We start from the raw sequence: 20,254 nt of genomic DNA on the forward strand, positions 1-20,254 counted from the left end.
TCCGGGGTCCCGGTCAGCAGCACCCGCTCCTGGAGGTTGATGCGCCCGAGCTGGGCGCCGGCGCAGTAGTGCGCGCCGTGGCCGAAGGTGAGGTGTCCACCGGGTGCCCGGGTGAAGTCGATCGTGTCGCGGGGTCCTCGAATCGGGCCGGGTCGTGGTTGGCCGACTCGTTGATGACGGTCAGGGCTTCGCCCGCGCGCACCAGTGTGCCGCCGACGTTGGCGTCCTCCCGCGCGTAGCGGACGAACAGGCCGGCACCGGCGGAGGCGTTGTGGCGCACCTGCTCCTCGACCGCAGCCGGCAGCTCGGCCGGATTCGCGCCCGGCTGGCCTCCGGGGAGAAGCCCGCCCGGAAACGCATGGCCACCCTCACTGCCGTCTACGACGCCGAACCCGCACCCCGGCGGCCGCACGACGTGATTGCCCTGCCCGGCGGCCGCCACGGCCGACGCACCCTCAGGCCCGGACCGAAGGCTTCAGCGAAATGGCTGCACGGATCGGTCATCGAGGACACTGCCGCTGTCGTCAGGGCGGCTTTCGACCAGGCTGGAGCCCGGGACCCCGGCCACCACCGCCGGTGGGTCATCCTTGTCGACGGCGCCCGCCACCAGCTCGACCACATCCAGAGCGAAGCCGCCGACCGCGGAGTCGCCGTCGATGTTGTTGTCGACTTCGTTCACGTTCTCGAATACCTCTGGCAGGCAGCCTGGTCCTTCCACCACGGCGGCGATGCCGCTGCCGAGGACTGGGTTGCTGCCCATGCCCTGGAGGTCCGCCCGAGCGCGGACACGTGCGAGCGGGCCGTGGAGGAACGGCGGGCGGAGATCACCGTGGCCTTCGGGGAGGGCGTCGCGGAGCGGGTGGCCCTGCTGGTACGGGATCTGGCCCGGACGGATCGCGGGTTCGGCTACGTCCTGCCCCCTGCCACGGTTCGGAAATCCGGCGGAAGGCCACTCCGTCCGGTAAGGGTCTAGGAAGTCGGCTCGCCGTTGATGGAACGCCGTCCCTCCCGCTTGCATAGCCATGCCCAAAACCTGGGCGTGTTGCAGAGGGGGGAACCCTTGCGCAAGCCGAAAGAGAGAACAAGAGCTTCCAGATCGACAAGCGGCATAGCCGGAAGTGCGGCGGCGCTCGTCAGCGTCGCCGCGCTTGTGGTTTCGGCGGTGCCTGCCGATGCGGCGACCACGCCACGCACGGACGGACCCGGGCAGGTCATTCCTGGTCAGAGGACCGAGACGCCCTCGCTCGTGGAAGGCGTCCACGAGCAGGTCACGGCGGGCGGCAGCGCCGCCGACGCCGCGCGGCACTATCTCGCGGACAAGAGGAGCCGGTATCACATCGCTGCGCCGACGCGTGATCTCAAGGCGATTCAGAGCACCGCGTCCGGCAGCACCGAGACCGTCCGGCTCCAGCAGCAGCACCGCGGGGTGGACGTATTCGGCGGGCAGTACGTGGTCCGGATGGAGAAGAAGGGCGGGAAACGCGTCGTCACCGGTACGTCCGGAAAGTACTTCACGGCTCTGACCGCCGACACGACGCCCCAGGTCGACGAGGCGCTCGCCATTGAGCGCGCTGTCGAAGCGACGTACGCGGATCTCGTCGTGAAGAAGCCCGCCAAGGACGCGGGTGACGACCAGGTGCCCCTGACCGGGGCAGCACGCGGGCTTGTCGTGCTGCCCAAGGGGGCCGGTGTGCTCACGCAGCACGTGACGGTGCGCGGCAAGGACCCGGCGACCGGGGAGCCCGTGCTACGTGAGGTGTATGTGGAGGCGAACGGCGGTTATCCGGTCCTTCAGTACAGCGGGATCAGGACGTTCGCGGGTCCGGGGCGGACGGCCGGCGACGGAGCCGTCGCGCAGCGGCAGGCCCATCGCGCTCTCGTCGACGGAATCCAGGGTTCCGGCGTGAGGTTCGACGGGAAGACCGTCGAGCTCAACCTGACCAAGGACGACGCGAGCAAGCAGTATGTGATGCGTGACCGCACCCGTTCACAGGACGGCAGCGACAAGAACCAGCTGTCCACGTGGGACGCGCGCGGGCTCAGTGTCGGCGACGTGTCGGGGACCTGGCCGGCCAACATCAAGGAATTCGCCTCTCCGGGGCCGAATTTCGGTCAGGACGCCACGGACGCGGGTGCCGTCGACGCACACTGGGCCGCAGGCAAGGTCTACGACTACTACAAGAGCGTGCACGGCCGGACGAGCCTCGACAACCGGGGGATGGCGCTCAATTCCCTGGTGGGCGTGAGCTATTACGGGATGCCGTACGTGAACGCGTTCTGGGACGGCGCCAAGATGGTGTACGGCAACGGTGACGCGGAATTCCGTCCGCTGTCCGCCGGGCTGGACGTCGTCGGCCACGAAATGACGCACGGCGTGGTGCAGAACACCGCCGAGCTCGTCTACGCGGGCCAGTCCGGTGCCATGAACGAGGCGCTCGCCGACTACTTCGGCAATGCCATCAAGACCGACGCGTACGGCGTGCCGATGGACAGTCCGGATTCGGGGCTGCTGGGCGACCGGCTGTGCCGGACGAAGACGCCGCGCGCGTGCGCGATCCGTGACCTGAACGACGGGAGGACGACCTCCAAGTCCTTCCTGGGCGTGGCGATCGGCACGGACAACGGGGGTGTGCACCTCAACTCCACGATCTTCTCGGGTGCCCTGTGGGACATCCGCAAGGACCTCGACCGGACGCTCGCGGACAGGATCGTCTACAAGGCGTTGAGCGAGTACATGACGCCGCTGGACGGCTTCACCGAGGGCCGCGCGGCGGTGCTTGCCGCGGCGAAGGACCTCAAGGTGCCGGCCGGTGAGCAGCGGGCGGTGGAGCGGGCGTTCAACGCCCACGGCATCGTGCCCGGCTGGGAGCTGGCCATGGGCGTCGACTCCGACCTGCTCTTCGGGAACGTCAACACCGACCGGTCGCGCGTGGGCGCGGGCGGCGGCTGGTGGGCCTCGTCCAGGTCCAACGACGAGGGCTCCGAACCGTACACCGTGTGGGCGGGCCGACTGGACGGCTCCGGTGACAAGAAGGTGCTCAGCCCGAACGACGGCTACTACCACGTGAACCCCGTGACCGACGGCAAGTGGGTGATCTGGACGTCGTACCAGCGGCACTACGTGGAGGTACAGGCGCGGCGGATCACCGGCGGGCCGGTCGAGAAGCTCTACGGGGCCCGGCGCGGCATCACCAATGTGCACATCGAGGGCGATGTCGTCGTCATCGACGCCACGACGTCGCCCGCCCGCTGGCACTCGGTCTACCTGAAGCTGAGCGACCCGTCGGAGCAGCACTTCGCGGACGAGGGCGGACGCAATGTCTTCTCCTCCCAGTCCGCCGTCAGCCACGGCAGGATCTCGTACGTCAAGACCATCCGGGAGAAGGACAACAGCCGCACGTACGGCGTGGAGATCCTGGACCTGAACACCGGCAAGCGGACGGTGGTGCAGGCCCCCTCGCCGACCTTCCTCGGGCAGACGGCCATCAACGGCAGCAGCGTCTACTGGCTGGTCGAGGGGAAGAAGCCGAACGACCCGACGGTGATCCGGCGAGCGAACCTCGACGGCTCGGGCGTGAAGGACATCAGCCCGGCGCAGGGGCCGGACGCACTGTACGCGTTCGACCTTTCGGCGACGGACGACGCGCTGACGGCGACGGCGGCGACGCCCGGCGCGACGTACCGGAACGAGACACTGGGCAAGCTGTGGCAGTTCACGCCGGACGGCTCGTGGCGGGGACGCGTGTCGTGCAACCGTGGTGAGCAGATGTCGGCCGCCACGCCGGACGGCAAGCAGGTGGTGTGGGTGGACTCCACCACCGGGCACACCGACCTGGTGACCCGGACGCGGCCCGCGGGCACCTGCAGGTGATCCGCCGGTACTGAACCGGCGGTCAGTCCTCCGTCTGTCGGGAGCGGACCAGGGCGATCAGGCCCAGCCCCGCTCCCGACAGCATCATTCCCTCCTCGGCTCCAGCGATCGAGGAGCTGCTGCGCACTCGGGGCAGGGGGAACCCGTGGTTTCTTGACGACGAGCACGAGCGGGCCGGTGAGCTGGGGAGGGAAGCGAAGATCAGCGCTTTCCTGCCTGAGTTCGCTCCCCGGCTGTTGTGGTGCCTGTCGGCAGGCGGGTGGCGGCTGCTGGGCTTCGAAGGCGTCACCGCCACCCCCTGGGCTGACTTCACCGCGGACGGCGGCCACCTGGAGCCGGTGGCGGCACGGCTGCGGGAGCTGAGTACCCTGCCTGCCCCGGACATCGGACTGATGACCGCGTGGGACCGGTGGGGCCCGTACTGCGCCGCCGCGTCGATTCCATATCTTGCCGTGCCCATCAGCATGCCGCCGGGGCACGCCACCGCCCGGCGCGGATACCAGGCCGACGCGGGCGGCCCGCCCATCACCGGCCCGACGAGGCGCTCGGGCATCGGCGAGAGTCAGTCCTCCCCGAACCAGCTCACGTTTCGGGTTGCGTCCCGGTGGGACCCGATGTGGCCCGGGGCCAGGCTGCATCGCGGCCACCCGAATTCGTCCATGCGGTTGTCGGGGCCGAGAGCCGCGCAGCGGGATTCTTCAGTGGAGGGTGCATTGTTGATCACAGGTTCACTCTCGCACATTCGGTCGGGCGGCCTGTCAGGGATGCCGTCCGGGAGCGGCTCTCCGCGCTGAGTCTGTAGAGGCCCTACGGTCCGGGGCGGACTCTTGGGGCCAGGACCCGGACTGGCACCGCCGGTGGCTGCCGTCGAACGTCTCTTCGAGGTGATCGAGCGCCGGCAGGCGAGGACCGTCGCCCGCTTTGTTCGCTATCCGCAGCTGACGCTTGAATATGAACGTGCGATGGGGTTCTGGTTCAGTCGTGCCGGCAGTGCGGCGGAGCTCAGTGCCGAAGCACAGGAACAGAGGTGAACTCCTCCCACTCGTCCGGCGAGGCGAGGTCAGATAGGAGTCGAGGCGCCGTCGCCGTCCTCACCGTGATCCGAGTGGGCCGAGTCGGTGGTCGAGCGCGGCGCCGACCTCGGGGCAGTTCTGGCGGATGATGTCGAGGAAGGCGTTCAGTGCCGGGGAGCGGTCCCGGGCCTGGAAGGACAGGACCAGGTCGGGCAGGGGGGTGTGCGGGGTCACCTCGCAGAACCATGTGCCCCGTCGTGGGGCCGTCAGCATGCGGGAGGGTCCCAGGCCGACGCCCATCCCGCATGCGGCGAGGCCGATGATGGTGTGGATGTCCCTCGCGACGGTCGCGCCGGAGAGTGCCGGGGAGTCCCTGCCCAGCAGGGTCCGCAGGCCGGTGACGACGGCGGGCTCGTCCTCGCCCGGGGCCACGATCAGCGGCTGTCGCCGCAGTTGGTCCACGTCCACCGACGCCTGCCCCGCGTACGGATGCGTGCTGCTCACGACTGCCACCAGGTGGTCGTGTCCGATCGGGACCGATACCAACTGCTCGGCCCCGACGCCTCGTGGGCGACCGAGGCCGATCGCCACGTCGAGTTCGCCGGCGACGAGCGCGGCCGTGCTGCGGCTGGACGCCATCTCGTGCAACTCCAGCCGTACGTCGGGCCGTTCGCGGCCGAACCGGCCGAGGACGTCCGGCAGGGGTTCGAGCAGTGCCGAGGCGATGAACCCCAGGCGCAGTCGTCCCGTCTCGCCGCGTGCCGCCCGGGCCGCGTCGACCGAGGCCGCCGCGATCTCGTCGAGCGCCCTGCGGGCCCGGAGGAGGAAGGCCGCCCCCGCAGCTGTCGGGAACACCCCTTGGCGGGTGCGGTCGAACAAGCGGGCGCCCACTTCTCGTTCGAGGTCGGCGATCTGCTTGGACAGCGGAGGCTGCGCGATGCCCAGCGCACCGGCCGCCCGGCCGAAGTGCGCGTGCTCGGCGAGGGTCAGCGCGTATCGCAGGTGCCGCGCCTCCATGTCAGCCTCCTCTTGATATCCCACATGTATCGCGGGCCAGCTTTTCAGATCTTTCGATGGATGATCGGAGCCGGGTCGCGTGGAATGCGGTCATGACCGCTTTTTCCTCCACAGACACCGTCTTCGTCCTCGTGCACGGGGCCTGGCACGGTTCCGGGCAGTGGGCGGCGACGCAGCGCGCACTCGCCGCACGCGGTGCCGCGAGCGTGGCCGTCGACCTGCCGGGGCACGGCTTCGACGCGCCACTGCCCAGCGGATACCTCCGGCCGGGCCAGCCCGGCCTGTTGACCGAGAAGTCCGCGCTCGCCACGGCGACGATGGACGACAGCGCCGAGGCCGTTCTGGACACGCTGAGCCACGTCCGCCACCACCGTCGTGTCGTGCTCGTCGCGCACAGCGCGGGCGGCGGTCCCGCGTCACTCGCCGCCGAGCGCGCACCCGAGCTCGTCGACGAGATCGTCTACCTTTCAGCCTTCGTACCCGCCGGACGGCCACGGTTCTCCGACTACATCGGCTCGCCCGAGAACGCCACGGCACGAGGCCGGGGTCTGAACCTCGGCGACCCCGGGGAACTGGGCGCCGTGCGGATCAACCCGCTCTCGCAGGACCCCGCCTACATCGAGGAACTGCGGCAGACCCACTACCACGACACCCCCCTGGACCGCTTCGACCGCTGGCGCTCGGCACTGAGCCCCGATCTGCCTCTGGCGATCCTCACCACCCCCGTCATCGTGACCCCGGGCCGGTGGGGGCGTATCCCGCGGACCTTCCTGCGCTGCGCGGACGACCGGGCTCTGCCGGCGGCCGTGCAGGATCTGATGATCGCGGAAGCCGACCGGGCTACGCCCGGCGACCCGTTCACCGTGCGCACCCTCCCGGGCAGCCACAGCCCGTTCGCCGCCCGCCCCCATGAGCTCGCCGCGGCGCTGCTGCCGTGAGCGGCGGACGCCTCGTGCTGCGACGTCGGTCACCGCCGAGGCGCCCTCGACTCCGGGGCTGGTCCGCTGCGGTGGCCGAGGCGAGTAGGGCGCGAGGCGGGACCGTATGGCATACGTCGCCGACCCACCGCTATCACCCGGGGGAATGAGCGGGGGTACGCCGGTGCCCCGGGCGGGTGATGGCGATGCAACCCACTGCGGGATCAGTGCTGCGGTGCGCGTGCGATGCGCCGGAGGGGACGCGGGTGCGGCCGTCGGGGGCCGGAAAGGGGCAACCCGGCCCCGCGTCGCTCGGCACCACCGGTGCGCGGCTGGGGCTGGCCTGGCTGCTACGGCGCGCTTCCCACACGCTGCCCATCCCCGGCACCACCTCCCTCGCCCATCTGAAGGACAACGCCGGTGCCACCCGTCGCCCTGCCCGACGGCCAGTGGACCGAGCTGGAACAGCTCTTCGCCGGCGCCACCTCACCACAGCCGGTACTTCTGCCGCAGGGCGCACGATGACCGCCACCGTCAGTGGAGAGCATCCCCACGCCGCGATCCTGCGCTCGATCTACGATCACTTGCCGAGACTGGCCGAGCACGCCGCCCCGGGCATCGTGCTCCACCCCGCCTACCGCAGTGCGCACAATCCCGTTGCCTGCAAGGGCGTACAAGCGGTCCTGGCACACGAGCGCGCCCTGTTACGGGAGACCGGCAACACTCTGGTCATGGACGTGGAGCACATCGTTGCCAACGAGCATTTCGGAGCCGTCCTCGGCGTCCTTCGAGCTACCCGGCCCCAGCCCATCGCTATGCCGTTCTGCGGCCTGTGGCGCTTCGAGGACCGTCCACGCCTCGGATTCGTACTCCGCCCACAAGACGTACTGATGCACATCACCAGACGGACCCACCCCACACCCGCAACGTCAACGGCCCCTACGGACTGACAGGAGCGCAACACACCCAGCACGAACCCGCGCCACCCGACGCGGGCACGGTTGGGCGGCTGCGCCGCGTCGTCCACCCCCGCGCCAAACGGACATCCATGCGCGCCGAGCGCCGGCATCCGCCTCGCGGAGAAGCTCCCGCGCCCACAAAAGGCGAGGTCAGCGCCAATCGTCGACCTCACTGTCCACAGGCTCTGAGCTGAACGGCCGACGGGGTGGTCCCGGAATACGCCAGAGACTCGCCTTCTGCCAGCAGCAGATCACCAGTCCCACCGGGCCTGGTGATCACTACAGTCCAGGCTCATGACGACAGTTACAAGGCACACGATCGAATACGCGGCCGACGGCCTGACGATGATCGGGCACCTCGTGCTCCCGGCCGGTACCGGCCGCCGGCCCGCGGTCCTGGTCGGGCCCGAGGGGATGGGGCTCAGCGACGTCGAGCGCCGCCGGGCCGATGCGCTCGCTGAGCTGGGGTACGTAACGCTGGCCTTCGACCTCCACGGCGGGCGCTATTTGGGCGACCCTGAGGAGATGCTTGCCCGTTGCATGCCGCTGCTCGCCGACCCCGACCGGATGCGAGGCATCGGCCACGCGGCGCTCGACGTGCTCCACGCCGAGCCGCGGACCGACCCCGACCGGATCGCCGCCGTCGGCTACGGCACCGGCGGCGCAATCGCGCTGGAACTCGGGCGCGACGGCGTCAACCTGCGCGCGATCGCGACAGTGAACGGACTGACCACGGGCCGACCCGGCGAGACAACGCGTATTCACTGCCCGGTGTGGGCCGGGGTCGGGTCGGAAGACCCGATCATGCCGTCCGCCCAACGAGACGCATTCACCGCCGAGATGCAGGCTGCGGGCGTCGACTGGCGTCTTGTGGTCTACGGCGGCGCCTTGCACGCCTTCCACCACCCGCCGGTCGACCACACCGTGGTCCCCGGCGTCGGTTACCACCCACGGCACGCGCAGCGAGCTTGGCGGGACGTCGTCGGCCTGCTCGCCGAGTGCCTGCCCATAACGGAGTGATCTGGGCAGACTGGCGTTTGTCCGCAGGCTCTGACCTTGTTCTTCAACCTCACGTCAGTGCGGAATGCTTGCCGGTGGAGAATTGGTTACCGTCGGAGCCGGCGTGCTGGTAACTCTCAGGCGTCAGCGGCAGCCGGGAGTTGACGTCCCGACTCCACTGCCCAATTGGGCATCCGCTAGACGTGGCGGTCCGGAATCGGACACCGACACGTGGAACCTGCGACGTTTCAGAGCCCCGAAGGGTGACGGTGGGGTCGGCGTCCCTCGGCCACTGCCGCGCGGGTGCTGGATCAGCACTGCCGCGGTTGCCGCCCCCTGGTCACTGCGCCCCGGAGCAGACGCCCTGGACAGTCACCCAGATGTTGTTGTCGGGGGTGGTGCCACTGGCCACGATCCCCGCGGGGTAACAGTTGTGCGGGAGCTTGTAGTCCGCGTTCGCCCGGGCGCCGTCCAGTGAGCTGCCGACCCCGGTGACGTAGACGTAGTAGGTGGACGGGTCTGCCGTCACCACTCCCCGGCCGGGGGTAGCAGTGGCGGCCGACGCCGGGGCGGCCAGCGCCACTCCGGCCAACAGGGTCGCCGCGGCCGCGGCCAGTCTGACCGTCGCAAGCTTTCCGTTCACGGAATCCTCCCGATCAACGTGCCCAAGACGCTGCGTAGTTACGTCGTACGCAGAAATCTAGGACAACCTCGCGCGCCACAACAGTGGTTGCGCCATGTACAAACATGTTGCGTAACTGCCGTCCCAGAACGAGTGATCAGACGGTGACGGTCTTGTACTCGATGTAGGTGTGCAACCCGGCGAAGCCGTATTCGCGGCCCAGGCCGCTGGCCTTGAAGCCGCCGAACGGGCCGTCGAAGCCGACGGATGCGCCGTTGACCGTGACGGTGCCGGTCCGTATGCGGCGGGCGGTCTCAAGGGCGTGTTCCTCGTCCGCGCTCCACACACCGCCGGACAGACCGTACTCGGAGTCGTTGGCGATGCGCACGGCGTCGTCCTCGTCCTCATAGGCGATGACGACCAGCACCGGACCGAAGATCTCCTCCTGGGCGATCCGCATGGAGTTGTCGACGTCGGCGAAGACGGTCGGGGTGACGTAGTAGCCCTTCTCCAGACCCACGGGTACCCCGGGGCCGCCGGTGACCAGGCGGGCGCCCTCCTTGATGCCGATCTCGATGTAGTCCCGCACGCGCTGCTGCTGGTCACGGCGGATCATCGGGCCGATGAACGTATCCGGGTCCCTCGGGTCGCCGACCTTCAGCGACTCGACCGCTTCCTTGACGGCGGTGACGACTTCCTCGTAGCGACTGCGCGGCGCGAGGATACGGCTGTGCGCGATGCACGCCTCACCGTTGTTGAGCAGGGACGAGAACTTCAGGCCCGCCTTGAACTTCTCCACGTCCGCGTCGGGCAGGAAGACGGCGGCGGACTTGCCGCCCAGCTCCAGGCTGACCCGCTTGAGCTGCTCGCCCGCGATCGAGGCGATCCGGCGGCCCGCGCGGGTCGAGCCGGTGAACGCGACCTTGTCGACGTCACGGTGGGACACCAGGTGCTCGCTGGTCCCACGGTCGGCCGGCAGCACGCTGATCGTGCCCTCGGGCAACCCGCACTCGGAGAGCAGTTCGGCCAGCAGGCCCATGCTCAGCGAGTTCTCCGGCGAGACCTTCAGGACGACCGTGTTGCCTGCCAGCAGCGCCGGGACGATCTTCGCCATGGAGGCGGAGAACGGCGAGTTCCAGGGAATGACCGCGGCGACGACGCCGATGGCCTCCCGGCGGACGATGCTGCGGGCGGAGGCCGTGGGGTCGGTGGGCGTCAGTTCCTCCTCCCACGCGAGTTCCTCAGCCGCCTTCAGGTAGGCGTTGGCCTGACGGGACAGGCCCGGCTGCCCGGCGCGGGTGAACCAGGCCGCGGAGCCGTTCTCCGCGGTGATCACGGCCGCGATCTCCTCCGCCCGGGCCTCGCGCAGGGTGTTGAGCCGGCGCAGCACCGCGATCCGTTCTGCCGGCGGGGTGCCCGGCCAGGTGCCCTCGTCGAAGGCGGCGCGGGCGATGGCCACCGCGCGGTCCACGTCGGCCGGCTGGGCCTGGGCGGCGCGGCCGACGAGCGACTCGTCGTGCGGGGACAGGATGTCGAGCAGCTCCGGGTCGCTCGGCTCCGTCCAGGCGCCGCCGATGAAGAGCTTGTCGTAGGTGATCACGTGCGTTCTCCCGAGTCCGTAGCCGAAAGCTTCCCGTAACTGTCACACCACTGTAGCGCTTCATGCTGGAACAAGCGCACGGTCGTGGCAATAGACAGGATGTTCCGCCCGGGCTGGCTACCCTTGGAGGGTGAGAGCCGACGCAGCACGCAACTTGGAAGCGGTCATGACGACCGGCGCACGTCTCCTGGCCGCCGATCCGGGTACGAGCATCACGGCCATCGCGGCCGAGGCCGGCGTCGACCGGCGCACCGTCTACCGGAGCTTCGCCTCGCGCGAGGAGTTGCTGACGGCCATCTACGAGGCACGTCTGACGGCCATCGAGCGCGCCACCGAGGACGCCAGGCTGCGCGAGGCCCCTGTCGCCGTCGCCCTGCACCGCTATGTCGAGGGCATCATCGGCGTCAACCGCATGTGGCCGGTCGACCTGAGCCGGATGCTGGCCGACGAGCCCGTCCGTGAACGGCGCGAGCGCTCGGTCCGCGAACTCAGCGACTTCCTGCGCCGTGCCACGGACGAGGGTTTGCTTCGCTCGGGACTGCCGGCGGAGTGGGCGATCTCGGTCCTGCCGCAGCTCATGAACCTCGCCTCACGCCAACTGGCCGACCTCACCCCCGCGCAAGCCGCCGACACGGTGGTCGACACACTCCTGAACGGGCTCGGTACGGCCGCCCCACAGCCCACCGAGCCCCAGGCCCGGCGCAAGCCCGACTAGCAATTCTGTTAGAAATTCGGTGCGTGCCGGGTTTGAAGTGCCGGTGGAGTGACGGGAGTTGACGCCTCCTGATAGCGTTCCCGCATCCCCTGGCGAAGCACCGGGACACACTCTTCCCGGAAGTAATGCTCGCGGACATGTAGCCATCGTCGGCCGCCTCTCCGACGATGCCGCCGGGGGACTGGCATGTGCGGTGGTGCCGTAGCCCTTCCACGGGTTGTCGGATGTCCGTCCGCCATCCGAAGTGCAGCGCAGATTCCGCGGCTTCCGGGCACCGCCTTCCGGCATGCCAGGGAAGCGCGCACCCGCACACAGCGCCTTACTACTCGACTTCACGGAGGTAGTCATGGGTCTTCGCGTCAAATCCATCCTCACGATCGGTCTCTCGGCGTCGGCACTCTCGATGACGCTCTTCGCCGCCCCCGCGCTGGCCGACGGCCCCGTCACCCGGCAGCCGGGCGAACCGGTCTGCGTCACCGGATCCGCGTGCTTCTACGAGACGCCCTTCGAAGGGAAGACGGCGTGGTACGCCAACCCCGGCTCGGAATGCATCACGCTTCCGATCCCTGCTTACGGAGTGGTCAACTTCACCGACAAGAGACTCGATATGTATCCCACCACCGACTGCACGGGTCACGCGTTCTCGGAGCCGGCCAATGACCTTCTCAACTGGCTGGACCAGCCCCCGCGTCTGAGCTTCCGCGCTGTCTCACAGTGAACCCGCGCGGCGGGTGAAAGGGCAGTGACAAGAGTCGTGGAAGCCGGTGGTCCTTGGCTTCCACGACTCCATGCAGGGGAGAGCAACAACTCCGGACCGTACGACGCCGGGCCCCGCCCTCATCCCGCGGAGATGACACCCGTCTTCCTGCGAGCGCGGTACGCCGCCGCCTTGATCTTGTTGCCGCAGGACTCCATGCCACACCACTGGCGACGGCTGCCGCGCGAGCGGTCGATGTAGACACGGGTGCACTCGGGGTTGTCGCACTCCTTGAGCAGGGGTACGTCCGGGCCGCTCAGCAGTTCCACCGCGTGCCGGGCCACCGTGGACAGCGCCTCTCGCTGCGTTGCCGCCGTCCAGCGGCCGGCGTGGGTCAGCTGCGGTGCCGCGGGAGCCTTGCGGGCGGCGTCGTTGAGCACGGCCAGTGCCCCGTCGTCGAAGTCCGTGCCGAGGCGCCGGGCCGTGATCAGCTGATAGACGGCCTCCCGTACGGTCGTCGCCCGCACCACGTCGGCCTGCCGGGCGGGGGAGACGGAGTCGACCATGCCGGACTCCACGTACCACGCGTCCAGGCGGTCCGGCGCCGAGAACATCTCGAATCGCGCCGTGCGTCGCGCCCGGAGCGTGCCCACGAAGTCCAGCGCCGGATTGCCGCACACAAAGGCATGGTTCACGTTCACGTCACCATCCTGACGGGTGACTATGGCGCTCGCAAGGAGCGCCAGCCGTTACCCCGGTCCGCGCTCTGTAGCGTTCAGCCGGATCTCGCTGCCCGACCGCGCCGCCGCGGCGGCGATCGTGGCGTGTCGGTAAATCAGATGCCGCACACCACAAGGGAGGGTAATGTGCGCTGCTCGGCACTGCCTGTTACTCGACTGGTCACAGGGTTACGGTTTCGGAGGGCTTGATGGTCGCGGACATGGTCAGGACCTGGGTGGCGGGCTGGGCGGTGTCACGGCGGACCCCTCCGCCGGTCGACATGCCCTGGGGTCTCTACATCGAGGTGACCGACAACCCCGTCGAACGGGGACGCCATGTCCTGCCGGAAGTTGACGAGCTGTCGGTCCGCAGCGCCGCTGCCTCGGTGAACGTGCCGCGGACCTGGATGAAGATGCCCGCGGAGCCGGAGGAGATCGAACCCTGGCTGTCGCAGGGGTGGGTGGTGGCCTGGGAGGACACCGGGCACCTGATGGCTATTGACCTGATGACTTCGGACCCCGTCGCACCTGGGGGATACACCGCGACCGTGGAGACCGTCGGCGCTGTCGTCCACGTACGGGTGCTGGACTCGGCCGGCGAGCAGGCCGCCCAGGGGCAGATGGCGCTTCTCGGGGAGGCCGTGGTGGTGGACCGGGTGGCGACCGGGGAGGCCCATCGGCGGCGCGGACTGGGCGACTTCGTCATGCGTACGCTCGCCGACCACGCCGTGGACCAGGGCGCGGCTCTTGGCGTTCTCGGCGCGACTGACGCCGGACGTGCGCTGTACGAGACGCTGGGCTGGAAGAAGCACGCCACGCTGGCGGAGTGCGTCTACCGCCCCTGAGGCGGGAACGTCGGCCGACCGGGAGGCCGGCGTACGCACCCCGCCGGTCGCGTTGGTGTCTCGTCCGCTCACTGCGCCACAAGGGCGGCTCGTCGAGCAGCAGGAGCGTCGGCGTGAGCCAACGGTGCTGCCCGACCGGTAAAGCGTCCCACCGGGTCCGTCTCGTGCAGCAGCCCCAAAGTGCTCAGCGGTACCGCGTCGGCCCGCTCGGCGGCGGGCGTGATCAGAGCACCAGGTCCAATGCCACGCAGGTGAGGAGATTCCGCACCCCGGGATCGCCGCTGTCCCGTTCCGGGTCCCTCGGCGTGGCTGCCTTCACCTCGACCATGTCCTCGTAGGCGATCCGCTCGGGCAGTGCGCCGAATCGCGCATGGCGCACTGCCGCGTCGCTGCGGTCCTGCATCGTCAGCCTCCCGTTTCCTGGGTTGCCGGGCGTGTACCCCAGCTCTCTGGTCGCTTCAGTATGTGTGCGCGTTTGTCACGTAATTGATGAGTTGTCAGAGGTGCGCGGTGTCGATGACGGCCTGGGCGAATGCCTCGGGTGCCTCCTGCGGCAGGTTGTGGCCGATGCCCTTCAGGATCCGGTGGTCGTAGGGGCCCGAGAACCGGTCCCGGTACGCGGTCCCGTGGCCCGGAACCGTGAAGGGGTCGAGCTCGGCGTCGAGTGTCACCGTCGGCGCGGTGATGACCGGCCGGGTGGCGAGCCTCTTCTCGTACGTGTCGTAGCGCTGTTCGCCTTCGGCGAGGCTCAGGCGCCACCGGTAGTTATGGACGACGATGGCGGCATAGTCCGGGTTCTCGAAGGCGGTGGCCGTGCGCTCGAAGGTGGCGTCGTCGAAATCCCATGTCGGGGAGACGGTGTCCCAGACCAGCCGGGTCAGGTCGTGCCGCTTGGCCCGGTCCTCCATGGCGATCCGGCCCCGCTCCGTGGCGAAGTAGTACTGGTACCACCAGGCGTGCTCGGTCGCCGGCGGCAGGGGCTGGAGGTTCGCCTCCAGGTTGATGACGAGGTAACCGCCCGCCGACACCAGGGCCTTGCAGCGCTCGGGCCACAGTGCCGCGATGACGTCGGCGGTCCGCCCTCCCCAGTCGAATCCGGCGAGCACCGCGTTCTCCAGGCCCAGCGCGTCCATCAGGGCGATGGTGTCGAGGGCGAGGGCCGACTGCTGTCCGTTTCTGAAGGTCTGCGGCGAGATGAAGCGTGTCGTGCCGTGGCCGCGCAGATACGGAACGATCACTCGGTAACCCTCGGCCGCCAGCAGGGGCGCGACATCGGCGAAGCTGTGGATGTCGTACGGCCAGCCGTGCAGGCAGATGACCGGCGTCCCGTGGGACGGCCCCATCTCGGCGTAGCCGATCTCCAGCAGGCCGGCTCTGATCTTCTTGAGCGGGGGGAACGCGGTGTGTCGGTGGGGACCGGTCGCGGGCGCGGCGGTCGCCTCCGCCCGCTGCCCTGTCGCGGCCGAGGCGTGTGCCGTTCCCGAAGGCCCTGCCAGGGGTGCGGCGACCGCGCCACCGGCACTCAGGCCGGGAGTCTCGCCGGGCGTACGCGTGTTGATCATGTGAAGCCCTCCGCCGTCTCGAAGTGCCGGGCCTGCGAAGGGTCCGCGCCTCGCAGGAGACCTCACGCTCACTCAGGTCCTGACGGCCTCCGTGGGCGTGCCAGACGACTGTGGCACAGCAGGCGTCACCGGTCAAACAGGTGATGCGCTTCAAGTCGGCACACGTCAGAGGTGATTGGCAATCGGAGTCGTCCAGAAATCAGCGGCAAGGAGCCCCGGCGTCCTCCGGCCGGCGGGACGTCGAGCGCGGTCCGGGCAGCACAGTGGAGTCCCGTGCTCGGCTTCCTCGCCGAGCATCTCCAGGGCTGAGGAGGCCGACCGGGCCGGACGACACAGCTCGGCCCACGGCCGGGCCTCCCGATGACGTCGGAGCGGCGGGGCCGGCCGTACGGCGCGTGGTGATCTCAGCAGATGCGGGGCAATTGCTCGCCGAGCGGCATGTCGACCACGCGCCGGGCCCCGACCAGTGTCCGCATCACGACCCGGCCGGGGCGGCCGTCGGGCACCACCTCGCCGATCCGGGCGGCTTCGCTGCCCTCCGGCAGGGAGCGCATGGCCACCAGGGCGTCGTCGGCCGCACCGGGTGCCACGAAGGCGACCATGCAGCCTTCGTTCGCGACGTGCAACGGGTCGAGACCGAGCATCTCGCAGGCCGCTTCGACGGAGGGCGGCACCGGGACGCTGCCCTCATCGATCTCCACGGCCACGCGCGCGTCGCGCGCGATCTCGTTGAGGGCGGCGGCGAGGCCGCCACGGGTGGGGTCCCGCAGGGTGTGGACCTGCCCGCCGAGCGGGGCGAGCGCGGCCACCAGGCGGTGCAGCGGGCCCGTGTCGGAGGCGATGTCCGCTTCGAAGCCCAGCCCCTCGCGGGTGCTGAGCACGGCGGTGCCGTGCAGCCCGATCGGCCCCGAGAGCAGCACGGCGTCACCAGGACGGGCACCCGCCGCGGACGGGGAGAGCCCGGGGATGCGCCGGCCGATGCCGGTCGTGGTGATGAAGACCTTGTCGGCCGCGCCCCTGCCGACCACCTTGGTGTCACCGGTGATCACCGGGACGCCCGCGTCCTGGGCGGCTTTGCCGAGCGAACGGGCCACGGCGGCAAGGTCGGTCAAAGGCAGCCCTTCTTCTAGGATCAGCGCCACGCTGAGCGCCACGGGGGCGGCACCCCGCATCGCGAGGTCGTTGACGGTGCCGTGGACGGCCAGGGATCCGATGTCACCGCCCGGGAAGAAGAGCGGGCTGACGACGAAGCCGTCCGTGCTCATCACCAGATCCCCCGCTCCCGGCAGGAACGCGGCGTCCTCCAGCGGCCCCGCCCCTCCTCCGAGCGCGGGAAGGACGAGGGTGTCCAGCAGTTCGGCGGTGAGCCGCCCGCCGGCGCCGTGACCCAGCAGGACGCGCTCCTCGTCCGGTCGCGGCAGGGGGCACGAGGTCGTCATGAGGGGCTGCCTTTCACGGGGGCGGCGGGTACGAGGGATCCGGGAGCGACGCGTCCGGCGGTGTGGAAGGCCGCGCAGGTGCCCTCGGACGACACCATGGGAGCGCCGAGAGGGTGTCGCGGAGTGCAGCTGGTGCCGTAGGCGGTGCAGTCGGTGGGCAGGCGGGCGCCGGTGAGAATGTCGCCTGCGATGCACTCGGGGTGTTCCGCGGAGTGGAGGGCCGTGACGTCGTAGCGGCGCGCGGCGTCGAACGGGGCGAACTCCTCCTGGAGCTCGAACCCGCTGGACGGCAGCGTGCCGACGCCCCGCCAGGCCCGGTCGGTGATCCGGAAGACGCGGGCGACGACCGACCGGGCCGCGTCGTTGCCACCCCGGCGTACCGCCCGCACGTACTGGTTCTCGACCTCCGCCCGGCCCTCCTCCAGCTGCCGGACGGCCATCAGGATGCCCTCGAGCAGGTCGAGCGGTTCGAATCCGGTGACCACGATGGGGACTTCGTAGCGGGCGGCGATGGGCTCGTACTGGCTCCAGCCCATGACGGCGCACACGTGCCCGGCGGCCAGGAACGCCTGGACCTCGCACTCGGGGGAGTCCAGCAGCGCGGTCATGGCCGGTGGTACGAGAACGTGGCTGACCAGCATGCTGAAGTTCCGCAGGCCCAGGCGGGAGGCGTGCAGCACCGCCATGGCGTTGGCCGGTGCCGTGGTCTCGAAGCCCACGGCGAGGAAGACCACTTCGCGGTCGGGGCGTTCCTCGGCCAGGCGTACGGCGTCCATGGGTGTGTAGACGACGCGCACGTCGGCGCCGCGCGCCCGGAGCGCGAGCAGGTCGGTCCGTGAGCCGGGAACGCGCAGCATGTCGCCGAAGCTGGCGAGGATCACGCCGGGCCGGGCGGCGATGTCCATGGCCCGGTCGAGGGTCTCCAGCGGGGTGACGCAGACCGGACACCCGGGGCCGTGCACCATGCGCATGCCGTCGGGGAGGAGTTCGTCGATGCCCTGGCGTACGAGGGTGTGGGTCTGGCCGCCACAGACCTCCATGATCTGCCACGGCTTGGTGGCGGTGCGGCGCAGTTCGTCCAGGAGCAGCCGGGCGAGCCGTGGATCACGGTATTCGTCGAGGTATTTCACACGGTGTCCTTGAGGCGCGTCGGGAGGGGGGTCAGGTCCGTTCGACGGTCAGGTCGAGGAAGTGCGTCGAGCAGGAGATGCAGGGGTCGTGATTGCGGATGGCCCGTTCGCACAACAGGGTCAGCTCGGCGTCCGTGGCGTCGCCCCGGGCGAGTTCGTCCTGGACGGTCCTGCGCAGGTCCTCCTCGATCGCCCCCTGGTTCTGGGCGGTGGGCGGGACGAGGCGGGCGTCGGTGACGAGGCCGTCGCCGTCGAGTTCGTAGCGGTGGTAGAGCGTGCCGCGCGGGGCCTCGGTGGCACCGTGCCCGACTCCCGGCCGCGGTGGTACGTCCACGGCCGGGCGCTCCGGCGGTTCGTAGGCGTCGATGAGGCGGAGGGCCTCGTCCACGGCGTAGAGGACCTCGACGGCCCGCACGATGACGCTGCGGAAGGGATTGCGGCACACCTCGCCGGTCCGCGGGTCGTCGAGCCCCGCCGACCGGGCGGCTTCCAGGGCCACGGGGGAGAGCAGGTGGCCGCTGACGGCGAAGCGGGCGAGGGAGCCGGTGAGGTGCCGCCGGCCGTCGAGCCGGGACTGGAGGGCGGTGGAGTAGGGCACTTGCTCCTCCACCACATGGTCGGTGAAGTCACGCACCGGGAAGGAGCGCGGCCGGGGGTCCGCGCCGGCGGGCAGGACGGTGGGGGTGCCCGCTTCGATGGCGTAGGTGCCGGGATCGGCGAGGGCGAGGAAGTCGGCGTGGCACTCGGCGTCGGGGAAGTCGAAGCCCGACACCCAGCGGACGGTCTCCCACGCGTCGTCGCGCGCCTGGCGCAGACGCTCGGCCAGCGGGCGCAGTTCGGAGCGTGTCGGCGCACGGTGGAAGCCTCCGACGCGGACGTTGACCGGATGGATGGCCCGGCCGCCGAGCAGTTCCATGATGGCGTTGCCGGCCTGCTTCAGGCGCAGGCCCCGCTCCACGTGGGCGCGGTGGGAGCGGGAGAGTTCGATGGCGCTGTGACAGCCGAGGAAGTCGGGGGCGTGCAGCAGATAGATGTGCAGGGTCTGGCTCTCGATCCACTCCCCGCAGTACAAAAGCCTCCGCAGGGCGGCCAGTTGCCCGTCCACGACGACGGAGCAGGCGTCCTCGATGGCCCGGCATGCGCTCATCTGATACGCGACCGGGCAGATGCCGCAGATCCGTGAGGTGATGTCGGGGGGTTCGGTGTAGGCGCGGCCGCGCAGGAACGCCTCGAAGAAGCGCGGTGGTTCGTAGATGTTCAGCTGGGCCTCGGTGACCGTGCCGTCGTGGACGCGCAGGCGCAGCGCGCCCTCGCCCTCGACGCGGGCGAGCGAGCCGACGTGCAGGACGCGCGAGCCGCGGTGCGTCATGGCCTGTTCCCCTCCGTTTCGATCTCGGCGAACGCGGCGACGTTGAAGGTGTGCAGGATCCGCCGGACCTCTTCGTCGCTCATCCCGTCGCTGCGCAGCAACGGGATCATCGCGGGCATGTTCGTGGAACCGGACGGGCCGAAGCAGCCGTAGCAGCCCCGTCCGTAGGCCGGGCAGATGGCGCCGCATCCCGCGTGGGTCACGGGGCCGAGGCAGGGGGTGCCGTGGGCGACGGTGACGCAGACGGTCCCGCGCCGCTTGCACTCGAAGCAGACGCTGTGGCCGGGGATGTCCGGCTTGCGGCCGGCGAGGAACGCGGTGATGACCTCCAGCAGCTGCCCTCGGTCGATGGGGCAGCCGCGCAATTCGAAATCGACCGGGACGTGCGCGGAGATCGGGGTGGAGGTGGCGAGGGTCTCGATGTACTCGGGCCGGGCGTAGACGGCGGCGCGGAATTCGGCGACGTCGGCGAAGTTGCGCAGGGCCTGGACACCGCCGGCCGTGGCGCAGGCCCCGATGGTCACCAGGTGGCGGGACTCGGCCCGGACGCGCCGGATGCGCTCGGCGTCCTTGGCCGTGGTGATGGACCCTTCGACCAGCGTCAGGTCGTACGGTCCGGGTTCCACCGCGCTGGACGCCTCCAGGAAATGGGAGATGTCGATCTCGTCGGCGAGAGCGAGCAGCTCGTCCTCGCAGTCGAGCAGGGTCAGCTGGCAGCCGTCGCAGGAAGCGAACTTGAACACCGCGAGCCTGGGGCGGGTGAGTTCCGGGGCGGGCATG

At 70.0% G+C, this 20,254-nt stretch carries 20 protein-coding genes and 1 pseudogene; 10 read left to right on the forward strand and 11 right to left on the reverse strand.

The annotated features are described in order from the left end of the window. Window positions 1–13: 13 nt before the first annotated feature. Window positions 14–280: a hypothetical protein gene (locus ACZ4A5_RS14290; protein WP_467582474.1), complete on the reverse strand. Its 267-nt coding sequence runs from the start codon at window positions 278–280 to the stop codon at window positions 14–16. Between ACZ4A5_RS14290 and ACZ4A5_RS14295 the strand changes: the two genes are divergently transcribed. From ACZ4A5_RS14295 to ACZ4A5_RS14310, 4 genes and pseudogenes are all read left to right on the forward strand, one after another. After that, on the forward strand, window positions 272–973 hold the full coding sequence (locus tag ACZ4A5_RS14295) for a hypothetical protein (protein WP_467582476.1): 702 nt from the start codon (window positions 272–274) through the stop codon (window positions 971–973). The genes ACZ4A5_RS14290 and ACZ4A5_RS14295 overlap by 9 nt on opposite strands. Window positions 974–1,246: 273 nt before the next feature. Beyond that, the gene (locus ACZ4A5_RS14300; RefSeq protein ID WP_467582478.1) at window positions 1,247–3,871 is read left to right on the forward strand and encodes a M4 family metallopeptidase; all 2,625 of its coding nucleotides are present in this window, start codon (window positions 1,247–1,249) and stop codon (window positions 3,869–3,871) included. 433 nt (window positions 3,872–4,304) lie between these two features. Continuing rightward, window positions 4,305–4,431 (forward strand): annotated as a pseudogene (locus tag ACZ4A5_RS14305) (IS5/IS1182 family transposase); the annotation flags it as partial. Between the two features lie 297 nt (window positions 4,432–4,728). Beyond that, window positions 4,729–4,902, forward strand: coding sequence for a hypothetical protein (locus ACZ4A5_RS14310; RefSeq protein ID WP_467582479.1), 174 nt, complete (start codon window positions 4,729–4,731; stop codon window positions 4,900–4,902). Window positions 4,903–4,962: 60 nt separating this feature from the next. Here the strand turns inward: ACZ4A5_RS14310 and ACZ4A5_RS14315 are convergent, their stop codons facing one another. Beyond that, on the reverse strand, window positions 4,963–5,901 hold the full coding sequence (locus ACZ4A5_RS14315) for a LysR family transcriptional regulator (RefSeq protein ID WP_467582481.1): 939 nt from the start codon (window positions 5,899–5,901) through the stop codon (window positions 4,963–4,965). Between the two features lie 92 nt (window positions 5,902–5,993). Here ACZ4A5_RS14315 and ACZ4A5_RS14320 point away from each other — a divergent pair, with 92 nt between their 5' ends. The 3 genes from ACZ4A5_RS14320 to ACZ4A5_RS14330 all read left to right on the forward strand — a co-directional run bounded on the left by ACZ4A5_RS14320 (window position 5,994) and on the right by ACZ4A5_RS14330 (window position 8,797). Continuing rightward, window positions 5,994–6,839, forward strand: coding sequence for an alpha/beta hydrolase (locus ACZ4A5_RS14320; protein WP_467582482.1), 846 nt, complete (start codon window positions 5,994–5,996; stop codon window positions 6,837–6,839). Between the two features lie 500 nt (window positions 6,840–7,339). After that, window positions 7,340–7,768 (forward strand): nuclear transport factor 2 family protein, encoded by a 429-nt coding sequence (locus ACZ4A5_RS14325; protein ID WP_467582484.1) that lies wholly within the window; start codon window positions 7,340–7,342, stop codon window positions 7,766–7,768. Between the two features lie 303 nt (window positions 7,769–8,071). Next, window positions 8,072–8,797 (forward strand): dienelactone hydrolase family protein, encoded by a 726-nt coding sequence (locus ACZ4A5_RS14330; protein WP_467582486.1) that lies wholly within the window; start codon window positions 8,072–8,074, stop codon window positions 8,795–8,797. Window positions 8,798–9,116: 319 nt separating this feature from the next. Here ACZ4A5_RS14330 and ACZ4A5_RS14335 read toward each other — a convergent pair whose 3' ends face one another. Both ACZ4A5_RS14335 and ACZ4A5_RS14340 read right to left on the reverse strand, forming a co-directional pair. Further along, window positions 9,117–9,419 carry a hypothetical protein gene (locus ACZ4A5_RS14335; protein WP_467582488.1) on the reverse strand — a complete coding sequence of 101 codons (303 nt, stop codon included), beginning with the start codon at window positions 9,417–9,419 and terminating at the stop codon, window positions 9,117–9,119. A 136-nt stretch (window positions 9,420–9,555) separates the two neighbouring features. Beyond that, complete coding sequence (locus ACZ4A5_RS14340) at window positions 9,556–10,998, reverse strand: aldehyde dehydrogenase (protein WP_467582490.1); 1,443 nt, start codon at window positions 10,996–10,998, stop codon at window positions 9,556–9,558. A gap of 166 nt (window positions 10,999–11,164) precedes the next feature. Between ACZ4A5_RS14340 and ACZ4A5_RS14345 the strand changes: the two genes are divergently transcribed. Then, window positions 11,165–11,713: a TetR/AcrR family transcriptional regulator gene (locus ACZ4A5_RS14345; RefSeq protein WP_467582681.1), complete on the forward strand. Its 549-nt coding sequence runs from the start codon at window positions 11,165–11,167 to the stop codon at window positions 11,711–11,713. A 346-nt stretch (window positions 11,714–12,059) separates the two neighbouring features. Continuing rightward, window positions 12,060–12,431, forward strand: coding sequence for a hypothetical protein (locus ACZ4A5_RS14350; RefSeq protein WP_467582491.1), 372 nt, complete (start codon window positions 12,060–12,062; stop codon window positions 12,429–12,431). A 119-nt stretch (window positions 12,432–12,550) separates the two neighbouring features. Here ACZ4A5_RS14350 and ACZ4A5_RS14355 read toward each other — a convergent pair whose 3' ends face one another. Continuing rightward, window positions 12,551–13,111, reverse strand: coding sequence for a CGNR zinc finger domain-containing protein (locus ACZ4A5_RS14355; RefSeq protein WP_467582493.1), 561 nt, complete (start codon window positions 13,109–13,111; stop codon window positions 12,551–12,553). 239 nt (window positions 13,112–13,350) lie between these two features. Here ACZ4A5_RS14355 and ACZ4A5_RS14360 point away from each other — a divergent pair, with 239 nt between their 5' ends. After that, complete coding sequence (locus ACZ4A5_RS14360) at window positions 13,351–13,974, forward strand: GNAT family N-acetyltransferase (RefSeq protein WP_467582495.1); 624 nt, start codon at window positions 13,351–13,353, stop codon at window positions 13,972–13,974. Window positions 13,975–14,197: 223 nt separating this feature from the next. Here the strand turns inward: ACZ4A5_RS14360 and ACZ4A5_RS14365 are convergent, their stop codons facing one another. From ACZ4A5_RS14365 to ACZ4A5_RS14390, 6 genes are all read right to left on the reverse strand, one after another. After that, window positions 14,198–14,377: a hypothetical protein gene (locus tag ACZ4A5_RS14365; protein ID WP_467582497.1), complete on the reverse strand. Its 180-nt coding sequence runs from the start codon at window positions 14,375–14,377 to the stop codon at window positions 14,198–14,200. A 94-nt stretch (window positions 14,378–14,471) separates the two neighbouring features. After that, on the reverse strand, window positions 14,472–15,536 hold the full coding sequence (locus ACZ4A5_RS14370) for an alpha/beta fold hydrolase (RefSeq protein WP_467582499.1): 1,065 nt from the start codon (window positions 15,534–15,536) through the stop codon (window positions 14,472–14,474). A 404-nt stretch (window positions 15,537–15,940) separates the two neighbouring features. Further along, window positions 15,941–16,975 (reverse strand): hydrogenase expression/formation protein HypE, encoded by a 1,035-nt coding sequence (hypE, locus tag ACZ4A5_RS14375; protein ID WP_467582501.1) that lies wholly within the window; start codon window positions 16,973–16,975, stop codon window positions 15,941–15,943. Next, complete coding sequence (gene hypD / locus ACZ4A5_RS14380) at window positions 16,972–18,105, reverse strand: hydrogenase formation protein HypD (RefSeq protein ID WP_467582503.1); 1,134 nt, start codon at window positions 18,103–18,105, stop codon at window positions 16,972–16,974. The genes hypE and hypD overlap by 4 nt, the downstream gene beginning before the upstream one ends. Before the next feature lie 31 nt (window positions 18,106–18,136). Then, on the reverse strand, window positions 18,137–19,474 hold the full coding sequence (locus ACZ4A5_RS14385; RefSeq protein WP_467582505.1) for a Ni/Fe hydrogenase subunit alpha: 1,338 nt from the start codon (window positions 19,472–19,474) through the stop codon (window positions 18,137–18,139). Next, the gene (locus tag ACZ4A5_RS14390) at window positions 19,471–20,253 is read right to left on the reverse strand and encodes an NADH-quinone oxidoreductase subunit B family protein (RefSeq protein WP_467582507.1); all 783 of its coding nucleotides are present in this window, start codon (window positions 20,251–20,253) and stop codon (window positions 19,471–19,473) included. Before ACZ4A5_RS14390 ends, ACZ4A5_RS14385 begins: the two co-directional genes overlap by 4 nt. Between the last annotated feature and the right edge of the window lies 1 nt (window position 20,254).

It is taken from the genome of Streptomyces sp. NPDC025618 (assembly GCF_055558795.1).